The 16172-nt window shown below is 45.7% G+C and carries 15 protein-coding genes; 7 read left to right on the top strand and 8 right to left on the bottom strand.

Annotated elements, in window-relative coordinates:
* Positions 1–49 precede the first annotated feature (49 nt).
* The 4 genes from DESPCE1_RS0103285 to DESPCE1_RS0103270 all read left to right on the top strand — a co-directional run bounded on the left by DESPCE1_RS0103285 (position 50) and on the right by DESPCE1_RS0103270 (position 4032).
* The gene (locus DESPCE1_RS0103285; protein WP_014792616.1) at positions 50–325 is read left to right on the top strand and encodes a hypothetical protein; all 276 of its coding nucleotides are present in this window, start codon (positions 50–52) and stop codon (positions 323–325) included.
* Between the two features lie 357 nt (positions 326–682).
* The gene (locus tag DESPCE1_RS0103280; protein WP_019849464.1) at positions 683–1807 is read left to right on the top strand and encodes a hydrogenase small subunit; all 1125 of its coding nucleotides are present in this window, start codon (positions 683–685) and stop codon (positions 1805–1807) included.
* Between the two features lie 57 nt (positions 1808–1864).
* Positions 1865–3268 carry a nickel-dependent hydrogenase large subunit gene (locus DESPCE1_RS0103275; RefSeq protein ID WP_028305440.1) on the top strand — a complete coding sequence of 468 codons (1404 nt, stop codon included), beginning with the start codon at positions 1865–1867 and terminating at the stop codon, positions 3266–3268.
* A gap of 53 nt (positions 3269–3321) precedes the next feature.
* Positions 3322–4032 (top strand): cytochrome b/b6 domain-containing protein, encoded by a 711-nt coding sequence (locus DESPCE1_RS0103270; RefSeq protein ID WP_019849462.1) that lies wholly within the window; start codon positions 3322–3324, stop codon positions 4030–4032.
* A gap of 121 nt (positions 4033–4153) precedes the next feature.
* Here the strand turns inward: DESPCE1_RS0103270 and DESPCE1_RS0103265 are convergent, their stop codons facing one another.
* A complete protein-coding gene (locus DESPCE1_RS0103265; RefSeq protein ID WP_019849461.1) occupies positions 4154–4531 on the bottom strand; it encodes an acyl-CoA synthetase in 378 nt (125 codons plus the stop codon).
* Between the two features lie 332 nt (positions 4532–4863).
* Between DESPCE1_RS0103265 and murC the strand changes: the two genes are divergently transcribed.
* Positions 4864–6213 (top strand): UDP-N-acetylmuramate--L-alanine ligase, encoded by a 1350-nt coding sequence (murC, locus tag DESPCE1_RS0103260; RefSeq protein WP_019849460.1) that lies wholly within the window; start codon positions 4864–4866, stop codon positions 6211–6213.
* Positions 6214–6435: 222 nt separating this feature from the next.
* Positions 6436–6777, top strand: coding sequence for a nitrous oxide-stimulated promoter family protein (locus DESPCE1_RS0103255; protein ID WP_014792611.1), 342 nt, complete (start codon positions 6436–6438; stop codon positions 6775–6777).
* 90 nt (positions 6778–6867) lie between these two features.
* Here DESPCE1_RS0103255 and DESPCE1_RS0103250 read toward each other — a convergent pair whose 3' ends face one another.
* From DESPCE1_RS0103250 to argF, 7 genes are all read right to left on the bottom strand, one after another.
* Positions 6868–7428 (bottom strand): hypothetical protein, encoded by a 561-nt coding sequence (locus tag DESPCE1_RS0103250; protein ID WP_014792610.1) that lies wholly within the window; start codon positions 7426–7428, stop codon positions 6868–6870.
* 27 nt (positions 7429–7455) lie between these two features.
* Positions 7456–8136: a phosphoribosylaminoimidazolesuccinocarboxamide synthase gene (locus DESPCE1_RS0103245; RefSeq protein WP_019849459.1), complete on the bottom strand. Its 681-nt coding sequence runs from the start codon at positions 8134–8136 to the stop codon at positions 7456–7458.
* Positions 8137–8248: 112 nt separating this feature from the next.
* Positions 8249–9016: an NAD(+) synthase gene (nadE, locus tag DESPCE1_RS0103240; protein ID WP_019849458.1), complete on the bottom strand. Its 768-nt coding sequence runs from the start codon at positions 9014–9016 to the stop codon at positions 8249–8251.
* 22 nt (positions 9017–9038) lie between these two features.
* Positions 9039–10496 (bottom strand): nicotinate phosphoribosyltransferase, encoded by a 1458-nt coding sequence (locus DESPCE1_RS0103235; RefSeq protein WP_014792607.1) that lies wholly within the window; start codon positions 10494–10496, stop codon positions 9039–9041.
* A 329-nt stretch (positions 10497–10825) separates the two neighbouring features.
* Entirely contained in the window at positions 10826–12211 is a 1386-nt protein-coding gene (gene argH, locus DESPCE1_RS0103230) for an argininosuccinate lyase (RefSeq protein ID WP_019849457.1), read from the bottom strand.
* Between the two features lie 131 nt (positions 12212–12342).
* Positions 12343–13572 (bottom strand): argininosuccinate synthase, encoded by a 1230-nt coding sequence (locus DESPCE1_RS0103225; RefSeq protein WP_172637579.1) that lies wholly within the window; start codon positions 13570–13572, stop codon positions 12343–12345.
* A gap of 113 nt (positions 13573–13685) precedes the next feature.
* A complete protein-coding gene (argF, locus tag DESPCE1_RS0103220; RefSeq protein WP_019849456.1) occupies positions 13686–14627 on the bottom strand; it encodes an ornithine carbamoyltransferase in 942 nt (313 codons plus the stop codon).
* 290 nt (positions 14628–14917) lie between these two features.
* Between argF and DESPCE1_RS0103215 the strand changes: the two genes are divergently transcribed.
* Positions 14918–16108, top strand: a complete 1191-nt coding sequence (locus DESPCE1_RS0103215) for a zinc ribbon domain-containing protein (protein ID WP_019849455.1) — start codon at positions 14918–14920, stop codon at positions 16106–16108.
* The last annotated feature ends 64 nt before the right edge of the window (positions 16109–16172 follow it).

The following is a 16172-nucleotide window of genomic DNA, read 5'->3' as shown; positions in this document are numbered from 1 at the left end:
AATTATTTGATTATATCGAATTATGTCACAGAAGAGAGGTGAGTTTTTTTTGCAATCTCAAAAAAGGGAAGACATGATGATTTTTGGCTTCTTTGGTATCGCATTTGTTTGCTTTAATATCGTCCTTCCTGTCCAAAGTGATCGCTTTGCCAATAGTATGGAACTTACTTATGTGGTCAGTGCTTTTCTGGCTATAACAATCGCTTTTGCATTTAACCGAATTGTCCAATGGAATAAGGCTAAAAAACAGAAATCCATTGAGGAGCAGCAAGCTGCGGAAAAAGGAAAACACCCGAAACAAAAGATGAAAAAGAAGAAAAACTAAGCCTTTCTTATGTTCTTGCCTGATTTACGGTACTATTTTCCTATCTATGAACAAATTGTTCCTTGATATTCGACACATTCCATGGTATTTTGTCATAGTCAGGAAAAATACCGCGTTTGCCTGACATTGCGTAATAAATTCCTGGACGCAGGAATTTGTAACCAGTCTACTTCGTTACCCAAACGAAAAAGGGAGTGTCCCTAAACTATTAATGTAGTTAAGGGCGCTCCCTTTTTCGTTGTTTCTTCCAATTTTTTAGAATCCAATGAGGTTTTCCTTTATAACTTCAATCTGTTTTCTTGGATGGATTTTTTTACATATCCTGGGGAAATATATTCTATTAAGGAGGGTTATGCCGTGCTCAATCGTCGAGAATTTCTTAAGCTGGTAGTCAAAGGAGCAATTCTAGGCAACTTTATCAGCTTAGTAACCCCCGAACTAGAAAAAGCTCTCGCTCAAGGTGAAATCAAAAAACTTCCCATTGTCATGGTGGAAACAGGAACCTGTACCGGAGATAGCATCTCCTTAGATAATATCTGGTCACCCACTCTATCCGATGTATTTACCAACATTACCGAATGGCGTTATGACTGGACCATGATGCAATCTCAAGGGGAGCTAGCCTATAATGTCTTATTGGAGACAGAAAAAAATCGAGCTCATGAATTTGTCCTTCTTGTTCAAGGGGCTATGATTCGTCGGGACGGAGGTCATTATAACCACGCCGGACTAGAAAATGGCCAACTGGTCACTGGTCTGGATCTGGTACGCAGACTGGGGCTAAAAGCCAAATATGTAGTGGCTATTGGCCATTGCGCTACCTATGGAGGACCCGTCGCCGGGTACCCTAATCCTACGCAGTGCACCGGGGTACAAAACATTTTACCTGAGCGCCGGGTGATTAACGTCTCCGGCTGCCCTGCCCATCCGGATTGGATCATGGGGACTCTCCTTCATTTGGCTCTTTATGGGGAGCCAGAGCTAGAGAAATTTGGCCGGCCCAAAATGTTTTACGGAGAAACTATCCATAATAATTGCCCCCGTCGTCGCTACTATGACCAAGGTATATTTGCTACAGATATCGGTCAGAAGGAATGTCTTTACCGGGTAGGCTGTAAAGGCCCGGTCACCTATGCGGATTGCCCGATCCGTCGTTGGAATGATCGCTACAACTGGCCTATAGGGTGCAATTCCCCCTGCATTGGCTGCACCGAACCTGGTTTTCCTGACCTTATGGAGCCCTTTACTACCCATTTTCCCGATATCCACTTTCCAGGAGGAAGCCGAGCAACAACGGATCGAATAGGCAGAGGGGTCTTGGGGCTAGCCGCTTTAGGAATCGGTGGATATTTTTTGACCTCCTTCTACAAGGGCCGCCTTCATCGCAACGTTATTAGGTCTACCATTAAAGGGAAGAAAAAGATTAGAGTGAGGAAAGTTAAAGTCTATCATCAATATCGGCCAAAGGAATCAAAGGATTAAAGCCGGCATAGACCTGATACCCCTGTTTAAAATTACTGAAATTTTAATTACCAAGGAGTGAGCTTGCTGGAAAAGAAGATTCTCTTTCCATTTGCCCGCATACATAATCCGATGTTAGTGGAAGCCCATCTGGAAAACGGAGTTATCCAAGACGCCTTTATCTCGGATACCCTTTACCGCGGCTTTGAGCAAATCCTCGAAGGCCGTCCTGCTTTCGATATGCCTTATTACACTCAACGCATCTGTGGCATCTGTTCCTCTGTTCATGCCGTAGCAGCAGCCTATGCTGTGGAACAAGCACTGGGAATGAATGTCCCCCCTAACGGATTGATCCAGCGCAATCTCATTATGGGTAGTGACTTTTTACAGAATCATATCCGGCATTTCTACCTTATGAGTATGCCGGATTATTTTAAAGGGCCTGATATTTACCCCTTCATCCCCCATTTAGAGGGAGATCTCCGCCTTACTCCCGAAGAAGATCAACGCATGACGGAGCATTACTTCCAAGCTATCGAGATTTCCCGGGATGCTCATGCCGCCTTCGGCGTATTCGGCGGAAAGGCTCCCCATGGGCATGGAATCGTACCCGGTGGATGCACCATGCATGTAGATGCCGATAAAATCAATCGCTATCGAGGCTATCTGGTCAAAATCCTCGAGTTTGTCGATAACGTCATGATACCCGATGTGGAGTTCCTGGCAGAGCGCTACCCGGAGTATGTCCACCTAGGGAAAGGTAATGGGAACTTTCTCTCTGTGGGGGCCTTCACACAGCCAGATGGCAGTACCCTATTCCCTCACGGAACTGTGCTCAACGATCGACACCAGCCCTTCGATGATCGGTTAATCACGGAGGAAGTAACAACAGCCTGGTACAAATCAACAAAACCCGCTCACCCTTGGCAAGGGACAACAGAGCCGGACAAGAATCAGCCCCAAGGTTATACCTGGGTTAAGGCACCCCGCTACCAGGGACACGCCCTGGAGGTGGGTCCCCTGGCCCGTGCCGTGATAGCTAAGGAAAAAATTATCGGTTACGGAGCCATTGGCCGCCATTGGTCTCGGGTCATGGAAACCAAAAAAATCACCCAGGCCGCCATGATTTGGCTGGAGCGCTTGGTTCCTGGAGCGGAGACTTTAAATACCAAAGTCCAGCAGGAATCAGGTATGGGAATCGGTTATGTGGATGCCATGCGAGGAGCTTTGGGTCATTGGGTAAAGATCGAAAAAGGGCGGGTTAAACATTATCAAATCATAACACCATCGGCTTGGAATTTTAGTTCGCGTGATGAAGCCGGCACCTGCAGTGTAGGGGAGTTATCCATTCGCGGCCTTACTATCAAGCATCCGGAATTAAAAGAAGCTGGGAGAGTCATTCGCTCTTTTGACCCATGCTTCTCCTGCAGTGTGCATCTCATCGATGGTAAACAACTTCGTACTTTAGATGTCCGAGTCTGAATCTTAAGCAAAAATCCTATTCCTAAATTTTTTTCAGGCCGGGGGTGAAAGCGTTGAATAACAATAAAAAAGGCCAGGATTCCCAAATCCGGCTTAAGATTCGCAAGCCTGTGATGAAAGAATTACATAAGGAAAATTTAATTAGTCGTCTAGGGGTAGGATACCCTGCCCCGGTCCGCTTTTTTCATTGGGGATTTGCCCTTTCCCTTGCCGGGATCATTCTCTCCGGTCTGATTCTTCATCAACCTTTGCCCTTTCTAGCGCTGCCCTATGGCAAAGTCTTCGTGGTACATGTAAGCATCGGTTGGCTAGCCTCAGCTTTTTTTATCTTTCGTTTAGTAGATATGCTTCTGCGTAGGGATAAAACACTCCTTCTCTCATGGCAGGATATAAAGAATCTCCCCAAACTTTTTGCCTACTATTTATTTCTCCGTCCAAGCCTTCCTCCCTATGGGCAGTATGATCCGGGGCAAAAGCTCATCTTTGGCAGCTGGTTTCTGCTTTTTCCTTTTCTGGTCTTCATCTCTTTAGCCTCCTACTGGGCAGGAGAGCACCTGGATTGGGTTCTAAAATTCTTAGGAGGTATTCAGGTTCTGCGTATGATTAAGTTTACCGGAGCCATTTACTTTATCTCCACCATCCTTCTTCACATTTACCTGAGCCTCACAGAGGATCTTAGCCGACTCCAATCCATGGTTACCGGGTATGAACAAAAGCCCCCTGAGAAAAACCCTCAAACCACTGCAAAATCTGGCCGCTCTTAGATTCAGAAATGCTTGGCTTGCTCCTAAGTATACTGTCGAAGTATCTTGTCGTTGAGACAAACAAAAAAGTTCCTACTTAAAGGAACTTTTTGTATACCTGTCTTAATTTATCTTATTGTTCTTAATTCCAGCTCTGTAAGACCGTTCTTAAAATCTTCCCCGAACGGGTCATTGGCAGCTTTTCTTTGATTTTAACATCGATAGGGCAATGAAGGGAAAAATGTTCCCGAACATAATGAATGACCTCTTGAGTAAAGCGCTCATAGTCCGCATCACTGCCCAAGCCATCCTCCAGTGCCAAATACACACTTAAAATCTGACATTGTGTAAGATCGTCGGACTTAGCCACCACTCCGGCTTCTAGGACCCGTGGAAAGTCTAGTAAGACAGACTCCAACTGATAGTAGCTGATGGTATTCTTTCCCGAACGGAATCCATCCATGAATATTCCGTCCCACATATCTCTTTCTTTTGCTAAAGCGATCTCTGCTCCACCCATTCTAACCCCTCCTATAAAAGACGGTTCCGTTCACTTAAAGTCTTTTAATTTATTATAGACTGTCATGACCTTTTCCTCTATAATTCTCTCCGAATTGTCTGAATTTTTGAGCGAGTGGTTTATATTCTTCCGTGAAATGCTTGTGAACCCCAGTATAAGCCCATTTGGAGGTTTGAACCTTCCTTTTCCGGATCATTTGAAGAATCACTCAACCCTTAATCTACTTAATCACCCATAACTACCTAAAAATTTCCGAGTATAAAATGATACATTTTACCTCACTATTGGGTATAATGGAATGTAGAGTTCGAAACTGGAAGGGAAGATGCATCTTGCCGTTACATATCCATTTTGTTGGAATTAAAGGAACAGGAATGAGTGCTTTAGCTCAAGTCACCGCTCATATCGAAGGGGCCCTTATTACGGGTTCAGATGTTCCGGAACGCTTCTTTACCGATGCGGTCCTGGAGCGTGCTCATATTCCTGTACTTAGCTTTTCCGCCGCCAATGTTGAAAAGGCGGATATCGTTGTGGCCTCAGCGGCCTATGGTGATAACCATGAAGAAATCGCCCGGGCACGGGAATTAAATATTCCGGTCTATTCCTACCCTCAATTTTTGGGCAGGCTTATGTCCAAAAAGCGAGGTATTGCCGTCGCCGGAACTCATGGTAAAACCACCACCACAGCCATGATTGGGCTGGCACTTCTTCAGTCGGGAATTGACCCCACCATTGTGGTGGGTAGCGATGTCCCCAGCATTGGCGGGAATGCCTATTCCGGTCAAGGGGATTACTTCCTGGCCGAATCCTGTGAATACCGTCGTCATTTTCTGAATTACTCTCCGGAATACTTAATTATTACGAATATCGAGTTTGATCATCCAGATTATTTCAAGGATTTAGATGATGTGATATGTGCCTTTTCGGAAATCGCACAGAAGATACCACCTCACGGCAAGATTTTTATCTGGCATGAAGACCCTCAGAGAAAAGCCATTCAAGCTCAATCACCTATCATAACCTTTGGGTTGAGTGAGGAAGCCGATATCCATGCCACCAATATTCAGTTCCATGACGAAGGAAGTTCTATGACCATCGTGGCTCATGGAACTGTACTGGGAGAATTTCATCTTCATGTCAGTGGTAAGCATAATATTCTCAATGCCTTAGCGAGTATCGCCCTATGCTTAGAAATTGGGGTTCCTACAGAAAAAGTCCTTGAGTCTTTAGGCCATTTCAATGGCACCAAACGCCGTTTTGAACATATCGGACAGAATGCCGGAGCACTTATCGTAGATGATTATGCTCACCATCCTACGGAAATCCGTTCGACCCTTGAAGGGGCAAGACTCTCCTTCCCTGACCGCCGTATTCGGGCTATCTTCCAACCCCATACCTTTAGTCGCACAGAAAAACTCCTCCAAGAGTTCTCCCAATCCTTCCAAGCCGCCGATGAAGTGGTCATTGCTGAAATCTTCGCTTCCGCCCGGGAGACGAATCTCAATACCATTTCCGCTTCCTCTCTGGCGGACTTAATAAGCCAGCAAGGAGTTAATGCTCGTTATATTCACTCCCTTGAAGAGATTCAAACTTATCTTGCCCAAACCCTTGCCCCCGAGGATCTGGTTTTGACCCTAGGGGCAGGAGATATTTATAAAGTGGGACAAAGTTTAGTCTGCTGACAAATAGTTCGATAGAATAACCATAATAATGCTCTATTTAATTCACCACCGTTTTAGGTACTTCAGCCCTGAATCACCGGATGCTTCTGTGATTCAGGGCTTTAGGAGTTTATTGAGGAAATAGATCAAAGGAAGTTTAGAATAAAAATTCGTAGCCGGGGCTTACTATGTTATACTATTAATTAAATAGATAAAGGCCTTCACTGGTGGAGGAGGGGTAACATGGCTCAAACTACTCGTGCGGAACGGGAAAAAAAGACCGTCGAAGTCATGATCATGCTCTATTGTAAAGATAACCATAAACCTAAGGGTAACCTATGTACAGAGTGCCAGGAACTTTTGACCTATTCTCAGAGGCGGGCAGAGCATTGCAGGTTTGGAGAAGATAAGCCGGTATGCGGTGATTGTCCCATCCATTGTTATAAAAAGGATATGCGGGAAAAGATTCGAACCATCATGCGCTACTCAGGCCCCCGAATGATCCTTCATCATCCATTGATGGCTATGCAGCATGTCATCGACAAAAGACATAAGCCACAGACCGAAGAAGATAACATTGGCTGAGAAATAAAGGTGCATCATACTGTATGGAAGCCTGATACGTAAAAAAGAAATGGCCCCTGTGGGGCCATTCCTTTTTTACATAGTGATAGATTACGAATAAGATGATCTTCTTCCGATCTCCTTCAATATCTCCTGCCAGTCCTGGCAACGGATAATTCCTGAAGGCAAGTCCCCTTGGTTATAGCTGGCATCCAAGAGGAGCACGGGTACTCCTACTTCAGAAATTGCCTGGGCATTCCCTAGAAAATCCTCCAAGAATATTTCCAGTTGCCACTGCAATACATAATCCACTTTACTTTGGAAGCCCGTAAAGAGGATCTTTTCATGGGGTATCTTGTGCTTTTTCATCCAACGAAGAGTATAGACTTCCTCATCCAGAGATCGGGCAGTAACATAGACCACCTCATGGCCCTGGCGGAGAAGCTTTTCAATGCCTTCCTTAGCACCGACCATCGGATCAGGGATATCGAACAGGGTGGCCACATTATCTTCGAAGTACTTCCCCATATCCTCCCAGGACACACCAAAATCCAAATGCATATCGTAATTCTTCAGTTCTAAGATATTGGTTCCAAAATGACGGTTCAGTTTTTTGACCCAAGCCTTATAGCTGTCGGAAACCACTCCGTCAATGTCTACACCTATTCGCAAAGGACTGTTCTCTCCTTTAAGTTATCTTCAGCGCATCAATTTTTCTAATTCCAAAGGTTCCACCCGGCGCCCGTCTTGATAGGCCCGCATATTTCCTCCGGAGATCTCATCGATCAAAGCGATCTGCTTGTCATCACCGATTCTGCCAAACTCAAATTTAATATCATAGAGTTCCAGGCCTTTTTGTGCCAACTCTTCCTTTACGATCCCCGCAATCTTCTGAGTTAATTCTTTCAACACTTTATATTCATCTTTAGACAGAATTCCCAGCATGTCTAAGGCATCTTCAGTAATCGGTGGATCATTTCTGTCGTCATCTTTCAGGGTTACTTCCACAAAAGCATCCAAAAGTTGTCCATCTTGAGCATATTTCCCGTAGCGGCGCAGAAAGCTTCCTACCGCCCGATAGCGGCAAATGACTTCTAAGCCTTGTCCGAAAGGGGTGGCTTTTTTTACTTTCATGGTGCCTGCTTCGAGGTCTGCATCGATATAATGGGTTGGGATGCCTAGAGCGTTTAATTTCTCAAAAAAATACTTGGTCAGCAGAAGACCTGCTTTTCCTGCTCCTTCGATTTGCAATCCCACGGTGTTAGCCCCCGGATCAAAGACCCCATTTTCCCCAGTGACATCATCTTTGAATTTCAGCAAGCAGTTACCGTCTTCTAAGGCATAGACATCTTTTGTCTTTCCCGTATAGATTAATTCCATCTGTTTCTACCTCTTTCTCATTACTCTTCTTTGCTTTAACTTTTGCATGCTTAAGTATGACATTTATATTATAGTATACCATTTTTTACCCGTCTGAGGCTGAAAAATCGTCTTATAGCTTTGGAAGTTTAGGCAAATTCAGGGTTGGAGGGAGCTGTCTTTTATGGTTACTCTGCCGGTGCATTTTCTCAACCTTCTCTTGTATTTCTTCGGGTATCTCTTCCCCAAGAAGATAGCGGTCAATCAGGTCATAGGTAATGCCCATTTCCTGCTCATCGGTTTGCCCTTCCCATAATCCGGCTGTGGGAACCCGATTCACTATCTTTTCCGGAAGGCCCAGTTGAGCAGCCCAGGCTCGCACTTCGGTCTTAGTCAGGGACGCAATCGGGAGAATATCCACTCCCCCATCACCGTATTTGGTGAAATAACCTGTATAAGCTTCGGGAGCATTGTCCGTCCCTACCACAAGATAATTAAGGGAGTTGGCTACAGCGTATAAGGCGGACATACGCAGGCGTGCCTTAAGGTTTCCTTGACTTAATCGTTCTTCGAAGGTATACCCTTGAGCAGTAAGAACTTCTTTGACCGAAGTCAGGATGCCTTGGTGGGCTTGGGTCAGATCAATTTCAACAGTCTTGAGTGATAGGGCCTCTGTCGTAAGCCATGCATCTTCTCTGTCCGCAGGATTGGACCCAGCCGGTAGTATGACTCCGATGGAGTTATAGGGGAAAGCCCGCTTACATAACCCCGCTACCACTGCTGAATCAACCCCGCCTGAGACACCGATCACTAACCCCTGGGCATGAGCCTCATGGACACACTCCCGAAGCCACTCCACAGCCCGGTTAATTCGTGTTTCTAATTCCTCAGCACTCCACATAGTTTTATCCTCCTTATGTAAGTTACTCAGATAATCCTCTTGACTGACCTTCCTCTACCTTAGTGCTGATTTCAAGAAGTAGAGACTGCCTAAGTTCGAAGAGCTTTGGTGATAAGTCCACGATGTAGCGATGAGGGTTAACCAAACGTTTCACTTCATCCCACAAGGTCTCACATTCATGTTGGGCGTAGGTCTGAATATCTTTGAGATAGGGCAACTCATAGACTCGCTTACCCCCTCGGAAAACCGGCACCAGGAGCTCCCGGGTCTTAAAATCAGTGAGAGTCTTGCGCTTCCAGGTCTCAATAGGGTCGAAGATAGTCAAAGGCTCCTCGAAATGCTCCTCCTCTAAGGCAATCAGATCCGCCATCGCCTTTCCCCCCCGATCATAAAAACGCACAATCTTCTTAACGCCGGGGTTGGTTATCTTGGAGATATTCTCTGAGACTTTGAGACGGGGCTCAAAGTCTCCATTCTGACCTTCGGCGGAGAGTTTATAGACTCCGCCTAAAGCTGGGGTGTCCTTGGAGGTAATTAAGTGAGTCCCTACCCCCCAGGAATCAATAGCCGCTCCTTGGGCGCGAATAGCTGAGATGGTATGCTCATCCAGATCATTAGAGGCCACGATGTGGGCATTTTTAAGACCTGCTTCATCCAACATTTTACGAGCCTCCCGGGAGAGATAGGTTAAGTCACCGCTGTCAATGCGGATGCCTAAGAAACGATGTCCCTCCGCCTCCAGCTCCAGCCCCACCTTGATGGCGTTGGGGACTCCGGATTTAAGTACATTATAGGTATCCACTAAAAGCAAGCATTGATCCGGGAAGGTTCTGGCATAAGCCCGGAAGGCTTCCAGTTCGCTGGGAAAGCACTGAATCCAACTATGAGCTTGAGTCCCGGATAGGGGTATACCATAGCGTTTTCCAGCCAGCACATTGGAGGTAAATTGACACCCACCGATAAAAGCTGCCCGTGAACCTAATATCCCGGCATCAGGTCCTTGAGCTCGTCTTAAACCAAATTCCATGACACTGTCTCCACCGGCAGCGGCTACCACTCGGGAGGCTTTCGTAGCAATGAGGGTCTCGAAATTCACTATATTTAGAAGTGCCGTCTCGATGAGCTGGGCTTCAAAAATCCGGGCTTTTACCCGTACCAGAGGTTCATAGGGAAAAACCACGGTCCCCTCAGGCACGGCATCTATATCGCCATTGAATCGGAAATCCTTCAATACCTTGAGAAACCCCTCATCGAACATGCCCAATCCCTTGAGATAAGCTATATCCCCAGGAGAAAACCGCAAACTTTCAATATACTCCACAACTTGCTCTAAACCCGCAGCTATGGCGTAGCCGCCGCCACTGGGGATTTTGCGAAAATAGAGATCAAAGACCGCTTCCTTATCCTCATAGCCATTTTGGTAATAGCCTTGCATCATGGTGAGTTGATATAAATCAGTTAATAATGCAATGTCCTGCACTTAAATAGCCCCCTCTTTAGTACCGAATCCCTTTTCTTCCCTCTTTCTATGTGGCCTTCCCTTAACTTTCTCTTTCCTGGTAAGATGTGTTTACACACATTTGTCCTCATTTTATCCCCACAAAAGAGGAATCTATCCCAAATTATCCCCGTGAACCTGGGACTTATTCTGCAGTTATCCACAAAGTTATCCACACTATGCACAGGCCTTCTAAGGTATTTCTATGCATACGGGCTTGTACCTGTTGATTTTCAGGATATCTTGCTTTTTATTTATACCCCGTATAGGTATCACCCCAAGTTATCCACAGGTTTTCCCACTTATCCACATTATCCACTAATAAATTGTTCCAAAATATCCTCCGTCCGGAGAATAGCTTGAACCACACTTTCGGGAGAAGGTCCGCCAGGAATATGGCGTTGACGGACGCAGTACTCTATGCCGATGCTTTCAAAAAGATCCTCTGCAAATACATGTGAATGCTCTTGAAACTCCTCTAAGGTGAGATCTTCCAAACCACAGCTTTGTTTGGAGCAGTAAAGAACCAGCTTACCGACGATTTCATGGGCTTCTCTAAAAGGTACATTTTTCTTGGCCAGATAATCCGCTAAATCCGTAGCATTGGTAAAGCCCCCCTTGGCACCTTCAGCCATAGCCTTTTTATTGACCTTCATGGTGCGGAGCATGGGTTCTACCACGAGGAGGGATTTCTGGATGGTATCCACTGCATCAAAGACCTGCTCCTTATCTTCCTGCATATCCTTATTATAAGCTAAAGGGAGTCCTTTCATTACGGTAAGCAAAGCGATAAGATCACCATAGACACGGCCTGTTTTTCCCCGGACTAATTCAGCCACGTCGGGGTTCTTCTTCTGAGGCATAATGCTGGATCCGGTGGAGTAGCCATCATCCATAATCACAAATTGAAATTCTCCTGTGGACCAAAGAACCAATTCCTCGCAGAGACGACTCAGATGCATCATCAAGATGGAGGCTGCACTGAGGAATTCCAAAGCAAAATCCCGATCACTCACTCCATCGAGAGAATTCCAGGTGATGCCGTCAAAGCCCAGCTCCTGAGCCACCATCTCCCGCTTTAAGGGGAAAGTGGTCCCTGCTAAAGCCCCGGAGCCTAAGGGGGATACATTGAGCCGTTTGCGAGTATCTTTTAGTCGGCCTAAATCCCGGAGAAACATTTGGGCGTAGGCCATCATATGGTGGGCAAAGGAGATGGGCTGGGCTTTTTGCAGGTGAGTATAGCCCGGCATATAGGTCTCCTGATGTTCCTTGGCGAGATTTAAAACAGTGCGCAGAAGGGTGACCAGCAGCTCCTGAGTATGGTCGATTTCTTCCCGAAGAAACAGACGCAGATCCAGGGCTACCTGATCATTGCGGCTACGTCCCGTATGAACCTTCTTCCCTACGGTCCCTATCCGCTCCGTGAGGAGCTTCTCTACATTCATATGTATGTCTTCGGCCCCGATTTCGAATTGGATTTTTCCCTCTTGGATGTCTGTTAGAATGCCTTTAAGGCCTTCAATGATTTGCTGTGCCTCTTCAGAGGTCAGGACCCCGATCTCACCCAGCATCCGCGCATGGGCAACACTTCCTTGAATATCCTGCTTGTACAACCGTTGATCAAAGGAAATTGAGGAATGAAAATCCTCCACTAAGGCATCCGTTGATTTTTCAAAGCGACCACCCCAAAGTTTCATCTATGCTTCATCCTTTCATGCTAAGAAAAGCGCCCTGAGGGCGCTTTATCTCTCTTATCCAATTATACATACAGTGGATAAGTCAACTAAACTCCATATGGAGTATGTGCTCCATATGAAGTAAGTTTCCTTTATCTCAACCCTGATTTCTTTTCCATTAATGCTCTTACTTTAAGGGGAAGGCCGAAGAGATTAATGAAGCCTTCTGCATCCTTTTGGTTATAGACCCCATCCCGCCCGAAAGTGGCAAATTCTTCGCTATAGAGAGAGTAGGGGGATTTCACACCGGCTAAGCTGCAATTGCCTTTGTAGAGCTTCAAACGTACCGTTCCTGTGACGTTTTTCTGGGTAACATCCACGAAAGCATCTAAGGCTTCCCGTAAAGGAGAATGCCAAACGCCATCGTAAACCAACTCAGCATATTTCAGGGCGATTTGTTCCTTATAATGAAGGGTTAAACGATCCAAGGTCAGATGTTCAAGGGCTTGATGGGCTGTGTAGAGAATGGTTCCACCGGGAGTTTCATAAACCCCCCGGGATTTCATTCCCACCAAACGGTTTTCCACCATATCTACTATGCCAATGCCATGCTTACCGCCAGCCACGTTGAGGGCTTCCAAAAGCTGAACAGGGCCTAGCTTTTCTCCATTTAAAGAGACAGGAATACCTTGTTCAAAATCCAACTCCAGATACTCGGCTTCATCGGGGGCATCCTCCGGCGAAACCCCAAGGAGATAGAGATCCTTTTGGGGCTCATTCCAAGGGTCTTCTAAATCGCCCCCTTCATGGCTAAGATGCCAGACATTACGGTCCATACTATAAGGACGATCCTTCGTTACAGGGACAGGAATTCCCCTCTCAACCGCATAGTCGATAGCATCTTCCCGGGATTTGATATCCCAGATCCGCCAGGGAGCAATAATCTCCAGATCAGGGTTCAAGGCTTTGACGGCCAGCTCAAAACGAACTTGGTCATTTCCTTTTCCTGTGGCACCGTGAGCAATGGCCACAGCTCCCTCTTTTTCCGCAATCTCCACTAAACGTTGGGCAATCAGGGGACGGGCAAAGGAAGTTCCCAGAAGATATTTACCTTCATAGACAGCTCCGGCTTTTAAGGTGGGGTAGATGAAATCCGTAACGAATTCTTCTTGCAGATCTTCGATATATAGTTTACTGGCTCCGCTCTTAATAGCTTTTTCGTGGAGGGGCTCCAGCTCTTCTCCTTGTCCCAAGTCAGCAGCCATAGCAATGACTTCATAGCCATAATTCTCTTTCAGCCAAGGGATAATGATAGAGGTATCTAATCCTCCGGAATACGCGAGAACAACCTTCTTCATAGGGATAACTTCCTTTCTTAACATGTATAACTATAGTATAGTGCATGAACCAAAATAGATCCTTCACAAAGGACTGACTGAAGTCACTTTAAACTTTAACTCTATTAATTTCTTGATAAAACACGAAATTCCTCCTCTTACATCAATAAAGCCATGATTGCTTTATGAGCGTGGAGTCGATTTTCAGCCTCATCAAAGATTACGGATTGAGGTCCTTCAAGAACCTCTTCCGTAATTTCTTCTCCCCGGTGAGCCGGAAGACAATGCATGACAATGGCATCGGATTGAGCCATCTCCATAGTCCCCCTGTCGATTCGGTAGCCTTGGAAGGCCTTCATACGGATTGCGGCCTCTTCTTCCTGCCCCATGCTGGCCCAGACATCGGTGTAGAGGACATCGGCCCCCTTGGCTGCCGCGAGGGGATCCTCCACCCATTCCACCAGGCCGCCGTGTTTTTTAGCCTGTGCCTGTGCTTGAGCAAAAACTTGAGCATCAGGCTTATAGCCAACGGGAGTGGCAATGACCACATGCATTCCCATTTTACCGGCAAACATTAGAGAGTGGGCCATATTGTTCCCATCACCGATATAGGTCAGCTTTAATCCTTCCAGACGGTGTTTGTATTCCTGGATAGTTAGTAGATCCGCCAGGACTTGGGTAGGATGAAGAAAATCGCTTAAGCCGTTGATGACGGGAATATCAGCATACTTAGCCAACTCCGTCACATCTTGATGGCTGTGGGTTCTTATCATGATTCCATCCACCATCCGGGATAAGACACGAGCAGTATCTTTTATAGGTTCCCCACGTCCGATTTGAATATCCCGGTTACTCAAAAATAAAGCATGCCCTCCCAGCTGGAGGATACCGGCTTCAAAAGCAACCCGGGTCCGTGTGGAAGACTTTGTGAAAATCATGGCCAAGGTCTTACCTTGGAGGATGGGATGGGGAGTTCCCCCTTTCCGTTCCCCTTTCAACTCTTTGGCGACCTTGAGCATATGAAGAATCTCATCAGGTGTAAAATCTTGAAGACAGATAAAATCACGACCTGTAAATTGTGCTTTATCCAAATCCAGCATTCCTATCTCTCCCTCTTTTCAAGTGAATTCTTGATAGATTGTATAGCTTTATTAACAATCCAAGGTATTTGTTCCTTATTTAATATGAATCATTATACTAATGAATGCATAATAATTCAACTATCTTTTTTCTTTTATCTTCAATGCTGAAAGTTTTAAAACCTATTCAATTTTTATCCAAGTATAAGGTAACTCCGAATCACATAAGGTAATTTAAAGTTTGCGAAATGACTATTCAAAAGGTGAGCCCCCGTGTAATATTATTATAGAACTGAAAGGTGGGATATATCGTGACTTGGACCGACCGTATGAAGAAAACCATTGAGACCTTTAAGAGAATGGCTCTCCCTCTCTTTGGCTTTTTCCTTCTTTTTGCTTTGGTGGAGGGTATTATCGCCGTTATTTCTCTTGGTGCAGCTTTTTTACCCTTTTTCAATATGAATGGCTTAGGGCCCTCCTTTTCTCCGGCACCCTATATGAATCCCAATATCCCGGTTCCTCCGGGATATGGATACGGTCCGTCCCTGGGCTATGCTTTTGGCTTGGAAGAATTGGCACCCTTTATGCACATGCTGCCGAGATTATTAGGCGGAATAGCCATACTTATGATAGTGAGCATGGTTTTAGGCAGTGTTTTTATTACAGGAGTCTTCCAGCTTACCAAAAAAGCCTACACTGAAAAAGCCCAGTTTCGGGATATTAAACTAAAAGGGTTTCCACGACTCTTAGGCTGGTATGGAATAATAACCTTTATCAGTATCATTGCGATAGGTGTTGGAATTCTGGTTGCTATGGGCTTTAGATCCCCATATTCCATGGCTTTGTTTGCTTTGATTTATATGCTCGCACTTATGGCTGCAGGTCTCTTTGTGGCTCCGTGGGTCTCCTCGGCTCCGTTCCATATGCTGAACCATAGAGAATTTACTTTTGGGCAAGCCTTTAAAGAAAGCTGGCGTTTCTACCGCCGCCATATGGGACCTTTATGGGGAGCATTTCTTACCTTATTGGGTATCCAGCTATTCATTAATTTAATTAATCGCAACTCTCCTGACATCGGGCTTATTCTCACTTTTATTATTACTCCCTTCGTTACGATTCTGCCCATCGTTTGGGTATTGACTCTTGAAGAAGAGGAGCTGCCCACTTCGGGACAGGAAACTTACAATGTGGAAAGGGATGCTCAACCTACTTCAGAACCTTATAACCATGAGGAACCGAAACTTCATGAGTCTCCAAGTCCAAAGGATGACCCTTCTGAAAAGAACAGCAGGGCAACAAGTTCATCATCCGCTCCCCCCTATATTCCACCGAAAGATCCCTATTCCGCACACGAATCTCCTTACCAGGCTCCTTATACATCTTCCTACGGAAGCACCTCTTCCGGAGAGTTCGAGAAGGAACCTATAAATTTCTGCCCCACCTGTGGTGAAAAGGTACGGGAAGGAGCCAGCTATTGCTCTAAATGTGGGACGAAGCTTTAACTCTCCCGACGAATACTCTTAACATCAAAAAGGCACGACAATGGGACCAACCATTATCGTGCCT

This window comes from Desulfitobacterium sp. PCE1 (assembly GCF_000384015.1).
Classification (GTDB): Bacteria; Bacillota; Desulfitobacteriia; order Desulfitobacteriales; family Desulfitobacteriaceae; genus Desulfitobacterium; species Desulfitobacterium dehalogenans.
Note: the sequence above shows the minus strand (reverse complement) of the source record. Positions and strands in the feature narration are given on the sequence as shown.

Bases quoted from the DNA above. Each gene is read 5' to 3' on its own strand.
- DESPCE1_RS0103255 (WP_014792611.1), top strand. From the start codon at position 6,436: ATGGCTCAAACTACTCGTGCGGAACGGGAAAAAAAGACCGTCGAAGTC.
- argF (WP_019849456.1), bottom strand. From the start codon at position 14,627: ATGCTGGATTTGGATAAAGCACAATTTACAGGTCGTGATTTTATCTGT.
- argH (WP_019849457.1), bottom strand. From the start codon at position 12,211: ATGAAACTTTGGGGTGGTCGCTTTGAAAAATCAACGGATGCCTTAGTG.
- nadE (WP_019849458.1), bottom strand. From the start codon at position 9,016: ATGTGGAGTGCTGAGGAATTAGAAACACGAATTAACCGGGCTGTGGAG.
- DESPCE1_RS0103245 (WP_019849459.1), bottom strand. From the start codon at position 8,136: ATGGAATTAATCTATACGGGAAAGACAAAAGATGTCTATGCCTTAGAA.
- DESPCE1_RS0103225 (WP_172637579.1), bottom strand. From the start codon at position 13,572: ATGTTAAGAAAGGAAGTTATCCCTATGAAGAAGGTTGTTCTCGCGTAT.
- DESPCE1_RS0103265 (WP_019849461.1), bottom strand. From the start codon at position 4,531: ATGGGTGGAGCAGAGATCGCTTTAGCAAAAGAAAGAGATATGTGGGAC.